The 19,533-nt window shown below is 66.2% G+C and carries 15 protein-coding genes and 2 tRNA genes; 6 read left to right on the top strand and 11 right to left on the bottom strand.

Annotated features, from left to right (window positions below; translation table 11 throughout):
* Positions 1-41: 41 nt before the first annotated feature.
* The 4 genes from EOHIBHHM_RS12295 to EOHIBHHM_RS12280 form a co-directional block, all read right to left on the bottom strand.
* Complete coding sequence (locus tag EOHIBHHM_RS12295) at positions 42-995, bottom strand: phytoene/squalene synthase family protein (RefSeq protein WP_497250964.1); 954 nt, start codon at positions 993-995, stop codon at positions 42-44.
* A gap of 183 nt (positions 996-1,178) precedes the next feature.
* Complete coding sequence (locus EOHIBHHM_RS12290; protein WP_497250962.1) at positions 1,179-1,310, bottom strand: HVO_2523 family zinc finger protein; 132 nt, start codon at positions 1,308-1,310, stop codon at positions 1,179-1,181.
* Between the two features lie 96 nt (positions 1,311-1,406).
* Complete coding sequence (locus EOHIBHHM_RS12285) at positions 1,407-2,927, bottom strand: short-chain fatty acid transporter (RefSeq protein WP_497250960.1); 1,521 nt, start codon at positions 2,925-2,927, stop codon at positions 1,407-1,409.
* Positions 2,928-3,213: 286 nt separating this feature from the next.
* Positions 3,214-6,306, bottom strand: a complete 3,093-nt coding sequence (locus tag EOHIBHHM_RS12280; RefSeq protein WP_497250958.1) for an adenosylcobalamin-dependent ribonucleoside-diphosphate reductase — start codon at positions 6,304-6,306, stop codon at positions 3,214-3,216.
* Between the two features lie 381 nt (positions 6,307-6,687).
* Between EOHIBHHM_RS12280 and EOHIBHHM_RS12275 the strand changes: the two genes are divergently transcribed.
* Positions 6,688-6,909 carry a DUF8029 family protein gene (locus EOHIBHHM_RS12275; protein WP_497250956.1) on the top strand — a complete coding sequence of 74 codons (222 nt, stop codon included), beginning with the start codon at positions 6,688-6,690 and terminating at the stop codon, positions 6,907-6,909.
* Between the two features lie 92 nt (positions 6,910-7,001).
* Here EOHIBHHM_RS12275 and trpG read toward each other — a convergent pair whose 3' ends face one another.
* The 4 genes from trpG to trpD are packed head-to-tail and all read right to left on the bottom strand — an operon-like array spanning position 7,002 to position 11,000.
* Positions 7,002-7,628 (bottom strand): anthranilate synthase component II, encoded by a 627-nt coding sequence (gene trpG, locus EOHIBHHM_RS12270; RefSeq protein ID WP_497250954.1) that lies wholly within the window; start codon positions 7,626-7,628, stop codon positions 7,002-7,004.
* Positions 7,625-9,337: an anthranilate synthase component I gene (locus EOHIBHHM_RS12265; RefSeq protein ID WP_497250952.1), complete on the bottom strand. Its 1,713-nt coding sequence runs from the start codon at positions 9,335-9,337 to the stop codon at positions 7,625-7,627. The genes trpG and EOHIBHHM_RS12265 overlap by 4 nt, the downstream gene beginning before the upstream one ends.
* The gene (locus EOHIBHHM_RS12260; RefSeq protein WP_497250950.1) at positions 9,334-9,981 is read right to left on the bottom strand and encodes a phosphoribosylanthranilate isomerase; all 648 of its coding nucleotides are present in this window, start codon (positions 9,979-9,981) and stop codon (positions 9,334-9,336) included. The genes EOHIBHHM_RS12265 and EOHIBHHM_RS12260 overlap by 4 nt, the downstream gene beginning before the upstream one ends.
* On the bottom strand, positions 9,981-11,000 hold the full coding sequence (trpD, locus tag EOHIBHHM_RS12255) for an anthranilate phosphoribosyltransferase (protein ID WP_497256989.1): 1,020 nt from the start codon (positions 10,998-11,000) through the stop codon (positions 9,981-9,983). The genes EOHIBHHM_RS12260 and trpD overlap by 1 nt, the downstream gene beginning before the upstream one ends.
* A gap of 280 nt (positions 11,001-11,280) precedes the next feature.
* Here trpD and EOHIBHHM_RS12250 point away from each other — a divergent pair.
* The 3 genes from EOHIBHHM_RS12250 (at position 11,281) to EOHIBHHM_RS12240 (ending at position 13,523) form a co-directional block, all read left to right on the top strand.
* Positions 11,281-11,355 (top strand) — tRNA-Val (locus tag EOHIBHHM_RS12250).
* 41 nt (positions 11,356-11,396) lie between these two features.
* Positions 11,397-11,471, top strand: a tRNA-Val gene (locus EOHIBHHM_RS12245).
* Between the two features lie 909 nt (positions 11,472-12,380).
* Positions 12,381-13,523 carry a CBS domain-containing protein gene (locus EOHIBHHM_RS12240; protein WP_497250948.1) on the top strand — a complete coding sequence of 381 codons (1,143 nt, stop codon included), beginning with the start codon at positions 12,381-12,383 and terminating at the stop codon, positions 13,521-13,523.
* A gap of 67 nt (positions 13,524-13,590) precedes the next feature.
* On the opposite strand, the gene EOHIBHHM_RS12235 is transcribed toward EOHIBHHM_RS12240, so the two are convergent.
* Both EOHIBHHM_RS12235 and radB read right to left on the bottom strand, forming a co-directional pair.
* Positions 13,591-14,055, bottom strand: a complete 465-nt coding sequence (locus EOHIBHHM_RS12235) for a hypothetical protein (protein WP_497250946.1) — start codon at positions 14,053-14,055, stop codon at positions 13,591-13,593.
* A 72-nt stretch (positions 14,056-14,127) separates the two neighbouring features.
* Positions 14,128-14,826 (bottom strand): DNA repair and recombination protein RadB, encoded by a 699-nt coding sequence (gene radB / locus EOHIBHHM_RS12230; RefSeq protein ID WP_497250944.1) that lies wholly within the window; start codon positions 14,824-14,826, stop codon positions 14,128-14,130.
* Positions 14,827-14,914: 88 nt separating this feature from the next.
* Here radB and EOHIBHHM_RS12225 point away from each other — a divergent pair, with 88 nt between their 5' ends.
* Positions 14,915-15,715, top strand: coding sequence for a hypothetical protein (locus EOHIBHHM_RS12225; RefSeq protein WP_497250942.1), 801 nt, complete (start codon positions 14,915-14,917; stop codon positions 15,713-15,715).
* Between the two features lie 8 nt (positions 15,716-15,723).
* On the opposite strand, the gene larC is transcribed toward EOHIBHHM_RS12225, so the two are convergent.
* On the bottom strand, positions 15,724-17,073 hold the full coding sequence (gene larC / locus EOHIBHHM_RS12220) for a nickel pincer cofactor biosynthesis protein LarC (protein ID WP_497250940.1): 1,350 nt from the start codon (positions 17,071-17,073) through the stop codon (positions 15,724-15,726).
* Positions 17,074-17,271: 198 nt separating this feature from the next.
* Between larC and EOHIBHHM_RS12215 the strand changes: the two genes are divergently transcribed.
* Entirely contained in the window at positions 17,272-19,497 is a 2,226-nt protein-coding gene (locus EOHIBHHM_RS12215; RefSeq protein ID WP_497250938.1) for a CDC48 family AAA ATPase, read from the top strand.
* The last annotated feature ends 36 nt before the right edge of the window (positions 19,498-19,533 follow it).

The raw sequence follows: 19,533 nt of genomic DNA, 5'->3' as shown, positions 1-19,533 counted from the left end.
GGTGGCGGAGCGAGTGAGGGGGAGACAGAAGAGTCGGTCGGCTACCGCGTCGGCAGCCGCTCTGCGGGTTCCGGTCCGCTCGGCCGAGCGTCGGGATACGAGAGGGAGCTCACCTTGCGGAACACCGTCTCGGGGTCTTTGTTGAACTGCCAGTGGAGCCACGTCTTCGCGCCGAGAAACGCCTTCCGAGCGGTGCTCAGCTGTGGCGTCTTCGAGAGGACGTCGTAGTCTCGTTTGCGGATCAGCCGGTGGTGATCGGCGTAGAGCACCGCCGCCAGGAGGACGGCGAACTGGCAGTCCTCGGGGAGATATCTGATGCCGGCGACGCCCTCCTCGTAGAGCTGCTCCGCGCGGTGGATTTCTGTCCGCATGACGGCCGCGAACCGGTCGTCCATCTCGAAGTTCCGGATCTGCTCGTTCGTGACGTCGTACTGTTCGAGCGTCGTCTGCGGCAGGTAGATACGGTCGCGTTCGACGACGTCCTCCCGGACGTCTCGCAGGAAGTTCGAGAGCTGGAACGCCTCGCCGAGCGCCGTCGCGTGCGGGAGCGCCTTCTCGGCCTCCTCGGGGTCCATCACGGCGGTCATCATCCGTCCGACGGCGGCCGCCGACCCGTCCATGTACGCCTCGAGTTCCTCGTACGTCTCGTAGCGACGCTTCGTGATGTCGGTCAGCATCGCGTCGATGAAGACGTCGACGTCCTCGTCGTCGATGCCGTACTGCTCGCGCATCTCGGAGAACGCCGACAGGACGTCGTCGTCGCTCTCCTGCCGCCCCAGCGCCTCCGCCCGGAGGCGTTCGAGCGTCTCGCGTTGTTCGTCAGGGGTTGCGCGGTCGGCGTCGTCGACGACCTCGTCTGCGACGCGAAAGAACGCGTAGAGCACGTAGGTCGCCTCTCTGACTCGCTTCGGGAGCAGTCGCGTCGCGAAGTGGAACGTCTTTCCCGTTCGCTGCTGAATCTGCTTGCTCCGCGCGATCTGGTCCTCGTCTACCATGGCGGAGAGACTGGCGGCACTCTCGTTAGTCGAGTCATGTCAATCCCGCGCATACTATGTACGTTCTCTAAGGGTGGCTCCGACATAACGTTTCGCGCCACGGCGAACAAGAAATCGCGCGGGGGAGACGCCCCCGCACTCCCTCGTTCCAACTCACCGACAGTCAGTGAACCGTCTCGCTCATCAGTAGAACGTGTCCGCACAGTCGTAGACGACGCCGTGTTGCGGACAGACGTACTTGCAGTGGCGGTGGTACATCGGCTCCTCACACATCGGGCAGGGACGACCGCCGTGTTCGACCGTCTCGTCGCTCACGGTCGGGAGTCGGCGTCGGGACGACAAAGAGGTTTCCCACGCGAGGGGTGCGGACCGTCGGCCGGAACGGTGAATCGTCGCCCTCTGGTCTCCCGGTCAGATCGGGAGCGACCCCCAGAACCCCGAGTACGGGACGACGACGACGGCGACGAGGATGACCGGGAGCGTCAACACCAGCATCATTATCGCGTAACCGAAGATGTCGCGCGCACGCATGTCGGTGATGGCGAGCAGCGGGAGCGCCCAGAACGGCTGGACGAGGTCCGCGAGCGACGCACCGAACGTGTAGGCGATCACCGTCTGTCCGACCGGGACGCCGAGATCTTTCGCCGCCGGGATGACGATCGGGCCGATGACGGTCCACTCGCCGCCGCCCGACGGGACGAACGTGTTGACCGCCGCCGACACGAGCACGACGGCGGCCGGAAGCGTCTCGGCTCCGGCCAGCCCTACGATAGACTGCGCGATCGTCTCCGCGAGCCCCGAGTTCGAGGTCATCCCGATGATGCCGGCGTAGAACGGGAACTGGAGTATGATGTCGCCGGTCGACTCGACCGCCGCCGAGAACCGCTCCTCGTAGGCCTGCGGTCGCGTGAACAGCGCCAGCCCGATGAACAGAAACGAGAAGTTCACCGTGTTGAGGTTGAGGGCGTTCAGTCCCTGAGTGGCGAACGTGTAGATCGCGAACACGACGCCGGTCAGCGCGATCGTCCCGCCGATCAGCCGACTGTTGTTGAGGCGGTCGGCCGGCGTCTGCGACTCGGTGGTCTGCTCCGCTGGACGGTCGCTCTCGACGCCCTGGTCGGTCGTCGAGGGACGGTCCGTCTCGGTCGCCGTGCCGCCGTCGGTGGTCGTCGTGTCGCCGGCCTCGACGGTCTCCTCGGTCAACTCGCTCGCGGGGAGGAACTCCGTGATCCCCTCTGACTCGGCGTCCGGCGGCGAGAGGAGGTACAGCGCGACCAGCGAGTAGAGGATGCCGAACACCAGCAGCACGATCATGTACGGGTGGAAGATCGTCTGGGTGACGGGGACCAGCCCGTCGACGATCCCCCGCCGGACGAAGACGTTGTCCGGCGTGTTCATCAGGAGGGCGGACGCCCCCGAGAGCCCCATGTTCCACGTGAGCGCCAGTCCCATGTACCCCGCGACACAGAGCAGCGGGTAGTGGATATCCAGCCCCCGTTCGTGGCCCTGTCGCCCCATCTCGCGAGCGAGGAGGGCGCCGACGATGAGGCCGAGCCCCCAGTGGAACCACGCCGTCACCATCGCGAGCAGCGCGACCAGCAGGATCCCCTGTCTCCCGGTCGACGGTATCGACAGCAGCCGCTTGATCTGGTTCTGGACGAACGGGTGGTAGGCGACGACGAACCCGGTCACGAGCACCAGTACCGCCTGCATCGTGAACGACAGCAGCACCCAGAAGCCGTCGAACCAGTACTGCACCATCTGCACCGGTCCGCTCCCCTGAACCAGCACTCCGGCGACGAAGACGACGTACGTGAGGAGGATAGCGAAGATGAACGGGCTCGGCATCCACCGCTCGACCCGCTTCGACAGCCGTGACCCCGTCCGCTGGAGGATCGTTCCCTCGGTGGAGTCCTGTGGTGCCGAACTCATACTCCGGTCCTGGACGCTGCCGTGACCGCGACTGCCGCGGTCCGGACGCCGTCGTTCTCGCGACCGTCGCGTCTCTCGACTGCCTCGCACCTCCGAGACCGCTCCCCGAACGGAGTCGCCTCTCGCGTCGACTCGATGTGTATCATGGAGTGTGGGGTGTACAGATGAGTCACCTGAAAGCTTGGGGGCCGCCGCGTCGACTCGTGGCGACTCGAACGCGGGCGCTACGGGAGAGAGAGAGAACGAGAAGGGAGAGAGGAGAGTTAGCCGACCGAAGCGGACTGCCCTAACACTCCGACCAGCCGCAGGACTCGCAGGTCTTGCAGCCCTCTGAGAAGTACAGCGTCATGTTGCCACACTCGGGGCACTCGGGGCTCTCGCCGGCCTCGAGCAGGTCCTGCGTCGCGTCGTCGGAGGGTCCGGACGTCGTCGCCGCGCCGCCGTCGGGTTCGGGCGCGTCGGCGACGCCGGTCGCCTCCTCTTCGATCTCGGTCAGGCTCTGCTGTTTCGGGTACGGCTTGTCGATCTCGCCGTCGAGGTAGCGGCGCATGGCGACGCCGATCGCGTCGGGGATGGAGTTGATCTGCTCACCCTTGTCCCAGGCGACCTTCGGGCTGCGGATCCCCTGCAGGTCGCTGGCGATCTCCCGCGGGTCGACGCCCGAGCGCAGCGAGTAGCTGATGACCTTCGCGAGCGCCTCGGTGAAGGAGTTGGTGAACCCACCGGAGTTGCCGATGGTGGCGAACAGTTCGAACGGTTCGCCCTCGTCGTCCTCGTTGATGTTGACGTACATCTTCCCGTAGCCGGTGTCGATGCGCTGGGTGACGCCGTGGAGCACGTCGGGACGCGGTCGTTCCTGTGCGTAGGCGTCGCCGGTACGGTCCTCGAAGCTGAACTCGTCGCCGAGGGCGGCGCGGACCTCCTCGTTGTCGAGGAACCCTTCGAGGCCGCCGAAGACCTCCTCGATCTGGGCGACGAGCGTCTCCGCGGCCTCGCCGTCGTCGGCGAAGTCGGCGTTCTTCGCACGCGTCGTCAACACCTGCTTCGAGCGGGTGCCGTCGCGGTAGACGGTGACGCCCTTCCCGCCGTGGTCGTAGATGTAGCGGTAGACCTCGTCCATATCCTCCACAGACGCGGAGTTGGGGAAGTTACAGGTCTTCGAGATGGCGGAGTCGACGCCCTGCTGGCAGGCACACTGGACGGCCGCGTGCTGCTTGCCGGTGAGGTCGGCGGTGACGACGAACAGTTCGGAGATGGCGTCGGGAACGGACGAGAGGGAGTCGACGCCGTCGAACTCGTTGTCGGCCATCTGCTCCTGTGCCTCGCGCTTGACGGCCTCGACGTCGATGTCGTTGGCCTCCAGGACGCGCAGGAAGTAGTCGTCGAACTCGACGAGCATCTCGTCGCCCTGCACGTCGTCGGAGACGTTCTTGTAGTAGGCGACGTTGTAGATGGGTTCACAGCCACCCGTCGTGTTGCCGACCATCGATGTCGTCCCCGTCGGGGCGATGGTAGTCGTGTTGTGGTTGCGGACGGAGAAGCCGTCTGCCCACTCGTCGGCGTCGAGGCCGGTGTGGTGCTCGAACCACTCGCGGTACTCCGTCGGGTCGGCGTACTTCGAGTCGTCCCAGTCGTTGAACGGACCGCGCTGCTCGGCGAGTTCGTGGGAGGCCCACTTCGAGCGGTGGTTGATGTGGGTCATCACCTGTTCGGCGACCTCGTTTCCTGCATCGCTCCCGTAGCGGATGCCGAGTTGGATGTAGAGTTGGGCCAGCCCCATGACGCCGAGGCCGATCTTCCGCATGTCGCGGACCTTCTGTTCGATCTCGGGCACCGGGAAGTCCGACATCGTGACGACGTTCTCGAGGAAGCGCGTCCCCGTCTCGATGCGGTGGTCGAACTCCTCCCAGTCGAGTGCATCCTCGAGGAAGGCCTCGACGGCCTCCGTCTCGGAGTCGTACTCGTCGCGGTGGGCCTCCGACCAGACGCGCCAGTCGGGGGCGTTCGTCGCCGCGAGCGTCGAGAGGTTGATGTGACCGAGGTTACACGCCTCGTACTCCTCGAGGGGTTGCTCGCCGCAGGGGTTCGTCGCGAGGATGCGGTGGCCGGGGTGCTCCTCGACGTCGAAGGAGTGCTGCTTGTTGACGCGTTCGAGGTAGATGATGCCCGGTTCGCCGTTCTCGTGAGCACCTTCGACGATGTGGTTCCAGAGCTCTTCGGCGGGGATCGAGAGTACCTCTCCGACCTCGACGTACTCGCCGAGACCGAACATCTCGTAGAGCTCTTTCGTCTGCGGCGTCGCGACGTGGGGTTCCTCCGTGCGGGGGTTGGTGAAGGTGAACTCCTCCTCTTCGTAGAGCGCCTCCATGAAGTCGTCGGTGACGCCGACGGAGATGTTGAAGTTCGAGAGGTGGCCCTCGACGGCGTTGCGCAGATGCTTCGGCACCTTGCCGTCCTCGTCGATGAGTTCGCGCGCCTCGTCGAGCGCGTCGGCGAACTTGGTGTGCGTGAAGTCGTCGGGGTCGTTCAGGCGGAGCGTGTTCGCCAGCGAGACGTCCTTGTTCTTCGCGTGGATGAACTGGATGACGTCGGGGTGGCTGACGCGCATGACGCCCATCTGGGCACCGCGGCGGGCACCGCCCTGCGCGATGGTCTCGCACATCTGGTCGAACGTCCGCATGAACGTGATGGGGCCGGAGGCGATGCCGCCGGTCGAACCCACGGCGTCGCCGTACGGGCGGAGTCGCCAGAAGGCGTACCCCATCCCGCCGCCGGACTGGAACACTTCGGCCGCCTCCTTGGCGGTCTGGTGGATGTCGGTGATGTCGTCGTCCGGCGAGTCGACGAAACACGCCGAGAGCTGCTGGAGTTCGTCGCCGGCGTTCATCAGCGTCGGCGAGTTCGGCATGAACGAGAGGTTCTCCATCAGCCCCTGGAACGACTCGCGCTTCTCCTCGACGACGGCGCGGATCTCCGCGGGGAGCTCCGGAACGACCGTGTCGTAGGCGAACTTGTTGACGTTGTAGACGGAGAGCGTCGTCTCGATGTCGTCGTCGACGCTGGTTCCCTTCCCGAAGACCTCGCCGGCGAGTTCGTCGCGGCGGGGGTGGTCGGGCTTCAGCTGGGAGGGCGTGACGGTGACCTCGACGTCGCGCTGGTCGGCCGCGAAGACGGCCTCTGCGAGGGCGATGTTCTTGGCGACGCGCGGGAACAGATCCTCCTGCGTCTCGGTCAGTTCGCCGTCGGCGTTCTTCCGGAGATAGCGGGCCGGCAGGATGTTGTTGTACGCGTTGCCGGTCATCCGCTCGGCCAGCGTCTCGCCGTCGGTTCGCTTGATCGGGAGTCGAAGCTCCTCCGCGGAGATGTCCGCGTCGCTCATCTATCTTCCTCCTCGCCGGCAGCGTGTGCGTGCCGGTCGTTTCCGACGTGTGACGTGGTTCTCTCTACGTTCATTTGTAACGGGAAACTCATACGAAGCCACCCTGATAAACGGTGCGACTTCACTTGTGTTAGTTCAAACACGGTTGCACAAGGACGTCTCTCGGGGGGTTTCTTGCGTTCACGCGGTGAGGGCGCTTCGTTCGTAACTAACCGTCCAGCGGATATAATAGTATTCAGACCAGGGTGAAAGTGGTTTTCGACTTCAGGCCGTCGAACGGAGAGCGAGTCTCGCACAGTCCCGCGTCAGCGGACTGTTTCGGCGGCGGAAGTATCTCCTCTCTCCCACAGACTTATCTTCTTCGTGGTAGTTACTCTACGTATGATACACCCCGCCCTCGCGAGTGTCCTCCCGGTGTTGCTACAGGCCGGCGGCATCTTCGAGACGCCGCTCGGACAGCTGTTCGTCGTCCTCGTCGGCGTCGGTGCCGTCGTCCTCGTCGGTCGACTACTGCTCCACGTCGCGTGGCGACTCGTCACCATCGCCGCCCTCGTCGTCGGCGTCCTGCTGGTGGTGTCGATGTTCGCTCCGGGACTCCTGTAAGCGCGCCGTCAGAAGTGGACAGGGCGATCTGACCGCCGACTCGACCGACCCGTTCTCGATCGTGACCGACCGTGACCGACCGACGAGTGACCTCACTCGGCCTCGACGACGGTTGCCGCGTCGGCGACACACTCGGTGAGGAAGTTGCGGACGACGTCGTGGCCGACGGCGGTGAGGACGCTCTCGGGGTGGAACTGGACGCACTCGATGGGGTGTTCGCGGTGGCGGACGCCCATCACGAGTTCGGTTCCGAAGTGGTCGGTCGTCGCCGACACCTCGAAGCAGTCGGGCACCTCCGTGGCGACGAGCGAGTGGTAGCGCCCCGCTTGGAACCCCTGGTCGAGTCCGACGAAGACGCCCCGTCCGTCGTGGTCGACGGGGAACGCCTTCCCGTGGATCGGTTCGGGTGCGTGGCCGACGGAGCCGCCGTACTCGTAGACGGCCGCCTCCAGCCCGAGACAGACGCCGAACGTCGGAACTTCGGGACTCAACTCGCGGAGCACCCGTGCGGTGACGCCGACGTCTCGCTCGTTTGCCGGATGGCCGGGACCGGGACTGATGACCAGCGCGTCGGGGTCGGTCGCCCGCACCTCGTCGAGCGAGGCGGTGTTCTTCAGCACCTCGACATCGACGCTCTCCCCGTCGACCCGCTGTTCGGAGAGGTACTCGACGAGGTTGTACGTGAACGAGTCGAAGTTGTCGACGACGGTCAGCTTCATGGCTCTTCCTCGATTCGGTCGACGGCGGCGAGCACGCCGCCCATCTTCTTCTCGGTCTCCTCGTACTCCTTCGTCGGGTCGCTGTCGGCGACGATACCCGCACCTGCCTGGACCGTGATGCGGTCTTCGACGCCGCGGCCGGTCTCGACGCCGTGGTCGATCGTCGCCGTCCGGATGACGATGGCGAAGTCCGCGTCGCCGGTCCACGAGTAGTAGCCGACGCCACCGCCGTAGAGTCCCCGAGGGCTGCGTTCGAGGTCGTCGATGATCTCCATCGCGCGGACCTTCGGTGCGCCCGAGAGCGTCCCGGCGGGGAACGCCGCGCGCGTCGCGTCGAAGGCGTCAGCAGACAGCGTCTGCTTGCCCGACGAACCCTGTTCGTCGACGTCGACGGACCGCGTCCGTCGGCCCGCCGAGGTTCCCTCGGCGACGTCGCAGTCGGCCGCGAGCGTCCCCGTCACCGTCGACTCGATGTGCTGGACGTGCGAGTACTTCAGGACGTTCATGAACTCCTCGACGCGGACGCTGCCAGCCTCGGAGACCCGCCTGACGTCGTTGCGTGCGAGGTCGACGAGCATCGTGTGCTCCGAGCGCTCCTTGTCGTCGGCGAGCATCTCGCCGGCGAGACGGCGGTCCTCGACGGGGCTGTTCCCGCGAGCACACGTCCCGGCGATAGGGTTCGAGACGACCCGCCGCCCCTGCACGGAGACGAGCGTCTCCGGACTCGCGCCGACGATAGAGCGGTCGCCGTGCTGGAGGAGGTACATGTACGGCGAGGGGTTGACCGCGCGAAGCGCCTCGTAGAAACCGAGCGTGTCGACGTCGCCAGTCAACTCGCGCTTCCGCGAGATGACGCCCTGATAGATGTCGCCGTCGAGGACGTGCTGTTTGGCCTGTCGAACGGCGTCTTCGTACTCCGCCTGGGGGCCTGCGGTCTCGTCGGTTCGCCGGAACCCGCCGGTCTCCGGTTCGTCGGCGTCGGCGAGCACCGAGGCGACGCGCGTCGCCTCCGCGGCGAGGTCGTCGTAGACTGCCGCCGCGTCGTCGTCCGGGTGGACGATAGGCGTGCAGACCAGCGAGAGAGTCCCGTCGCTCTCGTCGAAGACGAGCGTCCGGGTCGTGAGAACGAACTGGGCGTCTGGCAGGCGCTCTGTCTCGTCTGCGACTTCGGGCCGGTCGACGCCGACTTCGTCCAACCAGAGGTCGTAGACGGCGTCGTACGCGAGGAAACCGACGAGGCCGCCGTCGAGATGCTGGCGGTCCGAGTCGGGGAAGCCGACCCGTTCGACGTCGGGGAGCGTCCCACGGAGCCGGTCGAGCACGTCGCCGTCGTCGGGCGAGAGCAGGTCGGCGACGCGGTCGTCGACTGCGTCGACCTCGGTGTCGTCGGGGGTGACGGTGACGACGGCCTCGGGGTCGTAGCCGACGAACGAGAAGCGTGCGTGTCGGTCCGCCGAGGAGGCGTCCGGGGTGAACGCACCGGCCGGGTCGCTGGAGGCGACCTTCTCTGCGCTCTCCAGCAGGAAGCTGTACTCGCTCTCGTCGGCGAGTGCGGCGTAGGCGGTGAGCGGCGCGACGTCGACGTCGAGAGTGGCGGCGATACGGGCGACCGCCGGGCCGTCAGCCGAGTCGACGAGGTCGTAGAACGCCTCCTTCGAGCGGTCGAACGTCACGCCGTCGTGTCGTCCGTGTTCGAGATCCGACGTCACTGTGTCACCTCGCGGTCGCGGCCGGCGTTCGCGACGAACGAGCGGACGGCCTCGGGGTCTTTCACGCCGCCGTCGCGCTCAACGCCGCTTGCGACGTCGACGGCGAACGGCTCGACGACCGAGACGGCCTCCGCGACGTTCTCCGGCGTCAGTCCTCCCGCCAGAATCAGCGGCGAGGACAGCGAGCGGGCGAGACGCCGCGTCTGTTCCCAGTCGTGGGTCTCGCCGGTGCCGCCGGCACCCGACTCCGAGGTGGAGTCGACTAGGACGGCGTCGGCGACTTCGTCGTACGCGTGCGCGAGCTGTTCGTCCTCGCTGTCGACGACGGGGACGACCTTACAGTCGGACTCCGCACGGACGTACTGGAGCTGTTCTGGGTCGAACTCGGCGTGGAGCTGGACGACGTCGGGCTGGACGACCTGCGCGAGGTCGACGGCGTGTTTCGGCGACTCCGGCATCAACACGAGCGTCGTCGTGACGAGTGGCGGTGTCTCGGCGACGAGTTCGGCGGCGACGCTCGGGTCGACGTCGCGCGGCGTGTCGACCGGGACGTCGCTGATGAGACCGACGGCGTCTGCGCCGGCGTCGACCGCGGCGCGGAGGTCCGTCTCACGCGTGATGCCGCAGACTTTCACCCGGACCATCAGTCGCTCTGGGGGACCTCGACGGCGCCCCCGCGGAGAGTGTCCAGTTTCTCGGCCGCGGTGCCGGAGTCGATGGCCTCGCGCGCCTGTTCGACCCCCGTCTCGAGCGAGTCGGCGAGTCCGGCGACGTAGACGGCCGCGCCCGCGTTGGCGAGGATGATGTCACGTTTCGGGCCGGTGACGTCGCCCGTCACGATCCCTTCGAGGTCCTCGGCGTTCTCGTGTGGCGTCCCGCCGGCGACGGCCGAGACGGGTGCCCGGTCGAGCCCGAGGTCCTCGGGTGTGAGCGTGTACTCGGTGACGTCCTCGCCCTCCACCTCGGCGACGACCGTCTCGTCGTGGATGCAGATCTCGTCCATCCCCGACCCGTGGACGACGAGCGCGTGTTCGACGGGCATGTGTGCCAGCGCACGAGCGACGACGGGGACGAGGTCGGCGTCGTAGACGCCGAGCACCTGTGCCTCCGCGCCCGCGGGGTTCGTCAGCGGACCGAGGATGTTGAACACGGTCCGGATACCGAGCTCCTGTCGCGGGCCGATGACGGCCTTCATCGCCGGGTGGAACACCGGAGCGAGCATGAACCCGATCCCGTCGCGTTCGATCGCCTCCTCGACCGCGGGCGGTTCGGCCTCGACGCTGACGCCGGCTACGTCGAGCACGTCGGCACTCCCGGAGGAAGAAGAGACGGAGTAGTTGCCGTGCTTGGCGACCGCCGCACCCGCGCCCGCGGCGACGATCGCACTCGTCGTCGAGACGTTGATCGTGTCGTAGTCGTCGCCGCCGGTTCCGCAGGTGTCGACGAGCGGTGCCTGCTCCGGGTCGATCGTGCGGGCGGCATCGCGCATCCCCTGTGCGAAACCTGCGATCTCGGTCTCCGTCTCGCCTTTGGACCGCAACGACGTCAGCAACGCACCGATCTGTGCGTCCGTCGCGTCCTCGAAGACGATGCGCGCTGCGTCCCGCGACTCCTCGAGAGTCAGATCCCCACCCTCCGTCACCCGCTCGATGTAGTCCGTCATTGTAGCCATCATTGTACGAGTTCGTCTTACGATGTACAAATTCGTACATCAACTTAAGGTTGTCGTCGGAACAGTCTCTCGCGGGAGAATCACACACAGGAGGGGCGTCGGGGCGACAGGACCGGCGACGGGGGGTCGGCCGGAAGAACGGCGGGCGAACCGGACTCACCCCGGCGCTTTCGTCGAAATCGCGAGGCAGCGAGGGATTCCGAAAGGTTCAACTACCAATCGGCGGTAGGTGTGAGTGCGCTCAGACGGGGCGTGATTGTAAGCACACACCGGGTTGGTGGTCTAGTCTGGTTATGACACCTCCTTGACATGGAGGAGGCCGGCAGTTCAAATCTGCCCCAACCCACTGGCTTTCTCACCGAACCGTCGAGCGACTGTACGCACACCGGGTTGGTGGTCTAGTCTGGTTATGACACCTCCTTGACATGGAGGAGGCCGGCAGTTCAAATCTGCCCCAACCCACTTTCTGATTTCTCGCAACGACGAGCGGAGTCGCTGTAAGCGAAGCGAACGAGACGAAGCGAGGAGTCCGTGGAGTCGAAAATGGTGCCGAGCAGATTTGAACTCGAGAGTGAAGAGAGGAACCCGTAGTCTCGACTGGAGACGGGAGTCGTAGCGCAGCGAGGTGGTCGGAACTCTCGGAACGGGAAGCGACACAGAACGGAGGCTCACGGAGAGAGATCTCGTCGGATCGAGGACAGATGTAGGCCATCTACCCCGTCCCGAAGGAGCGAGTCAGACGACCACATCCGGCACCACAACGCCGAGACCGGATAGCCACACCCAGGAGGGTGTGGCCGAAATCGGTGGTGGCATTCCGGTGCTGCCCGTACAAGACGTACGGGCAAGAGAGGAGAGACTACACTGGTATTTTAATGTTCACATTCACTCGGTCGGCACACGAAATAAGCGAGGCGCTGAAGAAACGAAACGACCGACACAACTGAGGCGCTGAAAGCGTGAGAACGGCCGCGAGATCGCGGCCGTTCGACGCCGGAATGCCACCGGTCGACCGATTTCGCTCCGGGTCAAGAAACGATCCGTCGACCGGGAATGAAGATACGTCCCCCTCCCGTATGTGTCTCGTGCTTCGGTGTTGCAGCTATCTATATACCACCCCGGCGGTCCGACCAGCGTCCCGCAGAACCGCCCGGCCCGGATGGCCGGAAAAAATACTAGCCAGCCACCCGAACCGCCACGTGTGCGACGAATGATCCGCGGTAGGACGTCGTTGCCGACCCCGGTGTCGCGACAGACCGGGAGACAGGACGAGCAGCCGACCACCGGTCGTGACGCGTCGACGTGGGTCGGAAACTGCGGTGCGGCGCAAGAACTTTCAAGAGTACGCGCAGAGTAGGAGGACGTTGGACTATGAATATTACTGATATTGCCATACCGGAGCACGTCGAGGTCGAGTCCGACGAGCGCCTGGGCAAGATCCGTTCTATCTTCGAGCGGGACAACCCCAAAGGAATCATCGTCGTCGAAGACGGCGAGTACGCGGGTGTCATCGGCGAGAAGCAGCTCATTCAATCTCACATCGACGACGACACGAAGGCTGCGGCGCTGATGAAGTCCGCCCCGAAGGTCGACCGCGACGAGGACGTCCGCGAGGTCGCGCGGATGCTCGTCGAGGGCGACACGCAGATCGCCCCCGTCTACGAGGGCGAGAAGCTCTGGGGGACGGTCACGGGCGACGCGATCCTCGAGGCGGTGCTGGAGAACCTCGACGCGCTGACCGTCGATCAGATCTACACCGAGGACGTCGTCACGGTCACCGAGGAGGACCGCGTCGGCAAGGCGATCAACCGCCTGCGCGAGCACGGTATCTCTCGGCTCCCGGTCGTCAACGAGAACGGGAAACTGACGGGCGTGCTGACGACGCACGACATCGTCGACTTCGTCGTCCGCAAGATGGACCGTCAGGGCAAGGGCGACCGTCGCGGCGACATCGACCGGATGCTCGACCTGCCGGTGTACGACCTGATGACGAGTCCGGTGTTCACGACGAACCCCGGCGAACAGGTCGACGACGCCGTCCGGAAGATGTTCGACCGCGACGTCGCCGGACTCGTCGTCACGCCGACCGACAGCGACGCCGAGGTCATCGGTGTGCTCACCAAGACCGACGTGTTGCGTGCGCTCACCTACACCGAACGAGAGCAGATGGACGTCCAGGTGACGAACATCGACCTGCTCGATACGATGTCCCGCGAGGCACTCGTCGAGTCGATCACCGAGGTCGTCGACAAGTACCAGGAGATGCAGGTCCACCACGCGCACGTCCGCTTCCACGAGCACAAGGAGAAGCTCCGCGGCACGCCGCTCATCCAGTCGCAGGTGCGACTCCGCACCAGCCACGGGCAGGTCGCCGGCTCCGGTGAGGGGTACGGCGCGGAACACGCCTTCCGGGTCGCCCTCGACAAACTCGAACGCAACGTACTCGAGATGAAGGGTCTCAACGCCGACGAGGAGTACCGCGGGCAGCTCCTCCGGAAACTCGGCGAACTGTAGGGCTCCCTTCTCGCTTTTCGCTCTCCGACCGTTCACGCTCGACCCGCTTTTTTGGCTCGTCGACTCGTCAGCGACGCTCGACGACGAACGCACAGCAGACGCCGACGAGTGCCCCGACGACGACGCGGCCGCCCCGTTCGACGACGTCGACGGCGTGGCCGACGAGCGATCGCCCGAGTGCGGGGTCGTCGGTGAGGAGGACGGTCACCGTCTCACCGAGCAGTGCGACTCCGAGACCGAAGACGAGTCCGCCGACGACGAACCCCCGTAGCACACGCCTCGGCGTGTGACCGGAGGCCGTCAACGATGCCGCCAGCAGGGCGCTGAGAAGCGGGAGGCCGAACACCAGTACGATCTCGCCTCCGGTCATCACGAGTCCGGACCACCTGAGGATGGCGTCGGTACGAGCGGCGGCGGTCGACGCCCACGGGTAGTCCGGGATGACAGCGAGCAGGACGGTCGCGAGCCCGGTGACCGCGACTCCGATGCCGCCGACGCCGACGCCCGCCGTCGTCGGTGTGCGATAGTTCATCGAATCGAACATTCTTCTTCAGAGTAAAGTACGTTTCGCAGGGAGGAGCGTGCCACAGAACGGAACGGGCGCTCAGAACTCGGTGGTGCCGGTCATCCCGCCGTCGGTGATCTTGAACGTCACCGACTCGCCGGCGGGTTTTGCACGGTGTTTCTCGAGCGTCGCCCGTCGGTTGCCGCCGCGGAAGCGGTCGAGTCGGAGCACCGCACCGGTCCAGTGTTCGAGTGTGTGACCCCCCAGCGCCCGGGTCGTGTCGCTGTCGGGGTCGGAGTAGACCTGGTTGGTGAGCACGACGGCCAGGTCGTGTTTCCGTGCGAGCGACAGCAGATGCGTCACCTGTCGGGCGACTCGTCTGAGCGACTCGCCGCCGTCGCCCTCACCGGTGCGTTCGAGACGGTAGAACCCGGTCGCGCTGTCGAGGACGATGACGTCGGCTCGTTCGGCGAACTCGGCGGCGTCGCGGACCGCCTCCTCCTGCTCTTCGAAGTCGTAGATCTCGGTGATGACGAGTCGCGAGGCGATCTCCTCGAACTCGGTGGCATCGTCGGTACGAGCCTCCACGAGTTGCCGGAAGCGGTCGATAGAGAGCCCCTCGCTGTCGATGTACACCGCAGTTCCACCGGCCGCGGCGACCTCGACGGCCGCCGACAGCGCGAGGTTGGTCTTACCCGCCGCTGGCGGGCCGTACACCTGCGTCACGGTGCCGCGCTCGAACCCGCCGTCGAGGAGGTCGTCGAGCGGCGCACAGCCGGTGGAGATAGACTCGCTCACGGCCGCAGTTGGCGCGTTCTCCGCAAAAAGCCCCCGGTCCGGTGGCCGCCCCCGACACGTTTTTTCGGGTACCCGGCGAACGTCGCTCGTGATCGTCGTCGCCACCGATGACTTCGAACTCTACCACGAGGCCGTCGCCGAACTCCGCGAGCGGGGCGTCACCTTCACGACGGTCCGCCCCGACGAGGAGCTCCCCGACGGGACGCGGGTCGTCCTCTCAGCGCCGACGGACGGACTCAGTTTCGACGACGTCGTCCACGTCGTCGTCGCCGCCGCGGACGCCCGTCACGGCGTCGAGGAGGCGCTCGCCGCCCTCCGCAGCAGCGACGGACGAACCGTCGTGGGCGTCGACCCCGGACCGCGCCCCGGTATCGCCGTGCTCGTCGGCGACGTCGTCGTGGCCGCCTTCCACGTGCCGATAGCCGACGCCGTCGACGTGATCCGGCGCGAGATCGCGGACGCTCCCGACGCGCTCGTCCGCGTCGGCGACGGCGACCGACTCCAGAGTGCGAAGCTGATAAACCAGCTCCAGGAGGCGCGCGTCGAGATGGTCGACGAGACGGGGACGACCCCCTACCTCGGCACCGGGGTCCGCGGGATGGGCGACGTGTTGGCCGCGGTCAACATCGCCCGACTGGAGGGCGAAGCCGTCCAGAGCCGCGACATCGAACCGACGGCCGGCGAACTCCAGCGGATCAAAAACGAGTCGCGTGAGCGCTCCAGCGACAACCGCACCATCGACGAGACGCTCGCCCGCCGGGTCGCCTCGGGCGAACTCACCGTCGACGAAGCGCTGGCGACGCACCGAGACGGGAGAGACGGATCGGACGACGCCGCAACGGACGACGCCGCAATCGACGGAGAGACGGGCGACGAATCGGACGCGTAACGGGACGACTACGACGCGGACCGAACCGTCTCCTCGGCTCGCCGCATCACCTCGCGGACCGACAGCTCCGTCTCGAGTGCGACCGCGAGGGCGTCGTCGTACTCGGCGCTGTAGTCGTAGACGTCGCCGGCGGCGTCGCTGGCGACCTTGACCGTGACGTCGTACGCCGTCCCGTCGACGTCGAGCGTCGCCGTCTCGAACGACCGGGAGGCGATCCAGCGGTGGCCCGCACCGTGCTCGCGGATGCCGAGCGTCCCCGTCTCCTCGGCCAGTTCTCGGGCGACGCGCTCGGCGTCCTCGGGTTTGACGACGACCTTCACCAGATGGCCTGGCCGGGACTTCTTCATCGTCGCTGGAATGACCGAGACGTCGCGAGCGCCCGCGGCCTTCAGCGTCTCCTGTAGCCCGCCGAGCACCTCCGGGGGTGCGTCGTCGAGGTTCGTCTCCAGGACGGTGATCTCGTCGCGAGTCAGTCGGTCGCCGCCGTCGCCGACGAGCGCACGGAGGACGTTCGGGTGGCTGGGGAAGGTGTAGCCGCCGGCCCCGTACCCCGAACTGTCGAGCGTGAGCGGCGGCAGGTGGTCGACGCCCTCGGCGAAGTGTGCGAGGATGGCGGCACCGGTGGGGGTGAGCAGTTCGGCCTCGACGGGGCCGCCCTTCAGTGACCAGTCGGCCCGCTGGGCGATCTCGACGACCGCCGGCGTCGGGACGGGGTAGACGCCGTGGTCGATGTCGACCTCGCCGCCACCCGTCGCCAGCGGCGTCGTCACGACGCGGTCGACGTCGAGGTCCGCGAGGAGCAGACAGGTGCCGACGACGTCGGCGATTGCGTCGTCCGCGCCGACCTCGTGGAAGTGGGTGTCGTCGAGGTCGGTGCCGTGAACCGACGCCTCGGCCTCCCCGAGTCGCTCGAAGACGGCGAGCGCGTCGCGTTCGACGTCCGTCGGGAGCTCCATCCCCTCGACGAGTTCGACCACCTCGGCGTAGGTTCGGTGTGGGCCGTGACCCTCTGCGTGCTGGTGGTCGTGATCGTGGTCGTGACTGTGGCCGTGGCTGTGGTCGTGATCGTGGTCGTGACTGTGGCCGTGGCTGTGGTCGTGATCGTGATCACCGTCCTCCTGCTCGTGTCTCTCGACCTCGTCGTCGCTGGCGTCCGGCCGCTCCTCGTCGTCCGTCAGGAGGACGTCGACGGTGGTCGCTCGGATCCCGTTTCTCTCCGTCGTGCCGATCTCGTAGCGGACGTCGAGCGCCTCCTCGACGGGAGCGAGGACCTCGGAGTCGGCACCGGCGGCGACGAGCGCAGCGAGGAGCATATCTCCGCTGGCACCCATCCGGCCGTCGAAGGCGAGTGTACGCATACCGGAGAAGGCGGTCCCAGCGGCAAAAGCGTCTCCGTCTCGCACCGAGCATCCCTGTGTCGTCTGTTGAACCCGGTAGGGATTTGTACGACCCTACCGTATGTGCTAACAGATGACACACGATCGACGCTCGGTGGGGGGTAGCAAAGCACTTAACCGACGCGGAAGCGCAGGGGAACGTATCCCCGCAAGTGAACTATGAACGAAGTCCAACTCGAAGTGGCGAAGGCGTACCCGAACGACTCGGGTCGTGGTATCGCCCGTCTTGATCCGGACACGCTGCTCCATCTCAAACTCTCGCCGGGAGATATCATCGAAATCGAGGGTGCAGAGACCACTGCCGCGAAGGTGTGGCGTGCGGACCGACAAGACTGGAACACCGACACCGTCCGCATCGACGGGTTCACTCGACAGAACGCCGACGTCGGCATCGGCGAGCGAGTGACGATCCGGAAGGCCGAGGCGAAGAAGGCCGAGAAACTCGTCCTCGCCCCGCCGGAGGAAGCCAGCGTCCAGTTCGGCAGCGACGCCGCCGGGATGGTCAAACGGCAGATCCTCAAGCGCCCGGTCGTCGAGCGCGACATCGTCCCCGTGATGTCGAGTACGAACCACCCGTTCATGCGCTCGCCCGGACAGGCGATCCCGCTCATCGCCGTCGAGACCGACCCCGAGGGCGTCGTCCTCGTCACCGAGGACACCGAGGTCGAACTCCGCGAGGAGCCCATCTCCGGCTTCGAGAAGGCCAGCGGCGGCATCACCTACGAGGACATCGGTGGCCTCCAAGGCGAGATCCAGCGCGTCCGCGAGATGGTCGAACTGCCGATGAAACATCCGCAGATCTTCAAGAAGCTCGGCATCGAGCCGCCGCAGGGGGTGCTGCTGCACGGCCCGCCGGGCACCGGGAAGACGCTGTTGGCGAAGGCAGTCGCCAACGAGACGTCGGCGAGTTTCTTCTCTATCGCCGGCCCCGAAATCATCTCGAAGTACTACGGCGAGTCCGAACAGCAGCTGCGGGAGATCTTCGAGGACGCCAAAGAGGAGTCGCCGTCGATCATCTTCATCGACGAACTCGACTCTATCGCGCCGAAACGCGAGGACGTCACCGGCGAGGTCGAACGCCGTGTCGTCGCCCAGCTGCTGACGATGATGGACGGCCTCGAGACCAGAGGCCAGGTCATCGTCATCGCGGCGACGAACCGCGTCGACTCCGTCGACCCCGCACTCCGCCGCCCCGGTCGGTTCGACCGCGAGATCGAGATCGGCGTCCCCGACGAGATGGGACGTAAGGAGATCCTGCAGGTCCACACTCGCGGGATGCCGCTCTCCGACGACGTCTCGTTGGACTACCTCGCAGACGAGACCCACGGCTTCGTCGGTGCCGACATCGAGAGCCTGACGAAGGAGGCTGCGATGAAGGCGCTCCGGCGCTACCTCCCCGAGATCGACCTCGACGAAGACGACATCCCGCCGAGTCTCATCGACCGGATGATCGTCAAGCGAGACGACTTCAACGGCGCGCTCGCCGAGGTGGAACCGAGCGCGATGCGCGAGGTGCTCGTCGAACTGCCGAAGATCACCTGGGACGACGTCGGGGGGCTCGAAGGCCCCAAACAGAAGGTCAAAGAGAGCGTCGAGTGGCCGCTCACCGAGCGAGAGAAGTTCTCGCGGATGGGTATCGAGCCGCCGGCAGGTGTGCTCCTCTACGGGCCGCCGGGAACCGGGAAGACGTTGATGGCGAAGGCCGTCGCCAACGAGACGAACGCCAACTTCATCTCGGTGCGCGGCCCGCAGCTGCTCTCGAAGTGGGTCGGCGAGTCCGAGAAGGCGATCAGACAGACCTTCCGCAAGGCGCGGCAGGTGTCGCCGTGTATCATCTTCTTCGACGAACTCGACAGCCTCGCACCCAGCCGCGGACAGGAGATGGGCAACAACGTCTCCGAGCGCGTCGTCAACCAACTTCTGACCGAACTGGACGGCCTGGAAGAGATGGGCGACGTGATGGTGATCGGCGCGACCAACAGACCGGATATGATCGACCCGGCGCTCATCCGTTCGGGGCGGTTCGACCGCCTCGTGATGATCGGATCGCCCGGCGAGGAGGGCCGCGAGCAGATCCTCAGGATCCACACGACGGGGATGCCGCTCGCGCCCGACGTCAGCCTGCGTGAGATCGCCGAGATCACCGAAGGCTACGTCGGATCCGACCTCGAGTCGATCGCCCGCGAGGCCGCCATCGAGGCGCTCCGCGAGGACGACGACGCCGAGGAGGTCGAGATGCGGCACTTCCGGAAGGCGATGGAGTCGGTCCGTCCGACCATCACCGAGGACCTGCTCGGCTACTACGAGAAGATGGAAGAGCAGTTCAAAGGCGGCGGTCGCGAGCAGATCGGCGAACGTCGCGACGGCCGCATCGGGTTCCAGTAGCGAACTGACTCGCTCCAGACTCTCCTTACCCCGTCT

It is taken from the genome of Halogranum roseipondis (assembly GCF_059695585.1).
Note: the sequence above shows the minus strand (reverse complement) of the source record. Positions and strands in the feature narration are given on the sequence as shown.

Bases quoted from the DNA above. Each gene is read 5' to 3' on its own strand.
- EOHIBHHM_RS12215 (WP_497250938.1), top strand. From the start codon at position 17,272: ATGAACGAAGTCCAACTCGAAGTGGCGAAGGCGTACCCGAACGACTCG.
- trpD (WP_497256989.1), bottom strand. From the start codon at position 11,000: ATGACGGACTACATCGAGCGGGTGACGGAGGGTGGGGATCTGACTCTC.
- EOHIBHHM_RS12240 (WP_497250948.1), top strand. From the start codon at position 12,381: ATGAATATTACTGATATTGCCATACCGGAGCACGTCGAGGTCGAGTCC.
- EOHIBHHM_RS12235 (WP_497250946.1), bottom strand. From the start codon at position 14,055: ATGAACTATCGCACACCGACGACGGCGGGCGTCGGCGTCGGCGGCATC.
- EOHIBHHM_RS12280 (WP_497250958.1), bottom strand. From the start codon at position 6,306: ATGAGCGACGCGGACATCTCCGCGGAGGAGCTTCGACTCCCGATCAAG.
- EOHIBHHM_RS12260 (WP_497250950.1), bottom strand. From the start codon at position 9,981: ATGGTCCGGGTGAAAGTCTGCGGCATCACGCGTGAGACGGACCTCCGC.
- trpG (WP_497250954.1), bottom strand. From the start codon at position 7,628: ATGAAGCTGACCGTCGTCGACAACTTCGACTCGTTCACGTACAACCTC.
- EOHIBHHM_RS12295 (WP_497250964.1), bottom strand. From the start codon at position 995: ATGGTAGACGAGGACCAGATCGCGCGGAGCAAGCAGATTCAGCAGCGA.
- EOHIBHHM_RS12285 (WP_497250960.1), bottom strand. From the start codon at position 2,927: ATGAGTTCGGCACCACAGGACTCCACCGAGGGAACGATCCTCCAGCGG.
- larC (WP_497250940.1), bottom strand. From the start codon at position 17,073: ATGCGTACACTCGCCTTCGACGGCCGGATGGGTGCCAGCGGAGATATG.
- EOHIBHHM_RS12275 (WP_497250956.1), top strand. From the start codon at position 6,688: ATGATACACCCCGCCCTCGCGAGTGTCCTCCCGGTGTTGCTACAGGCC.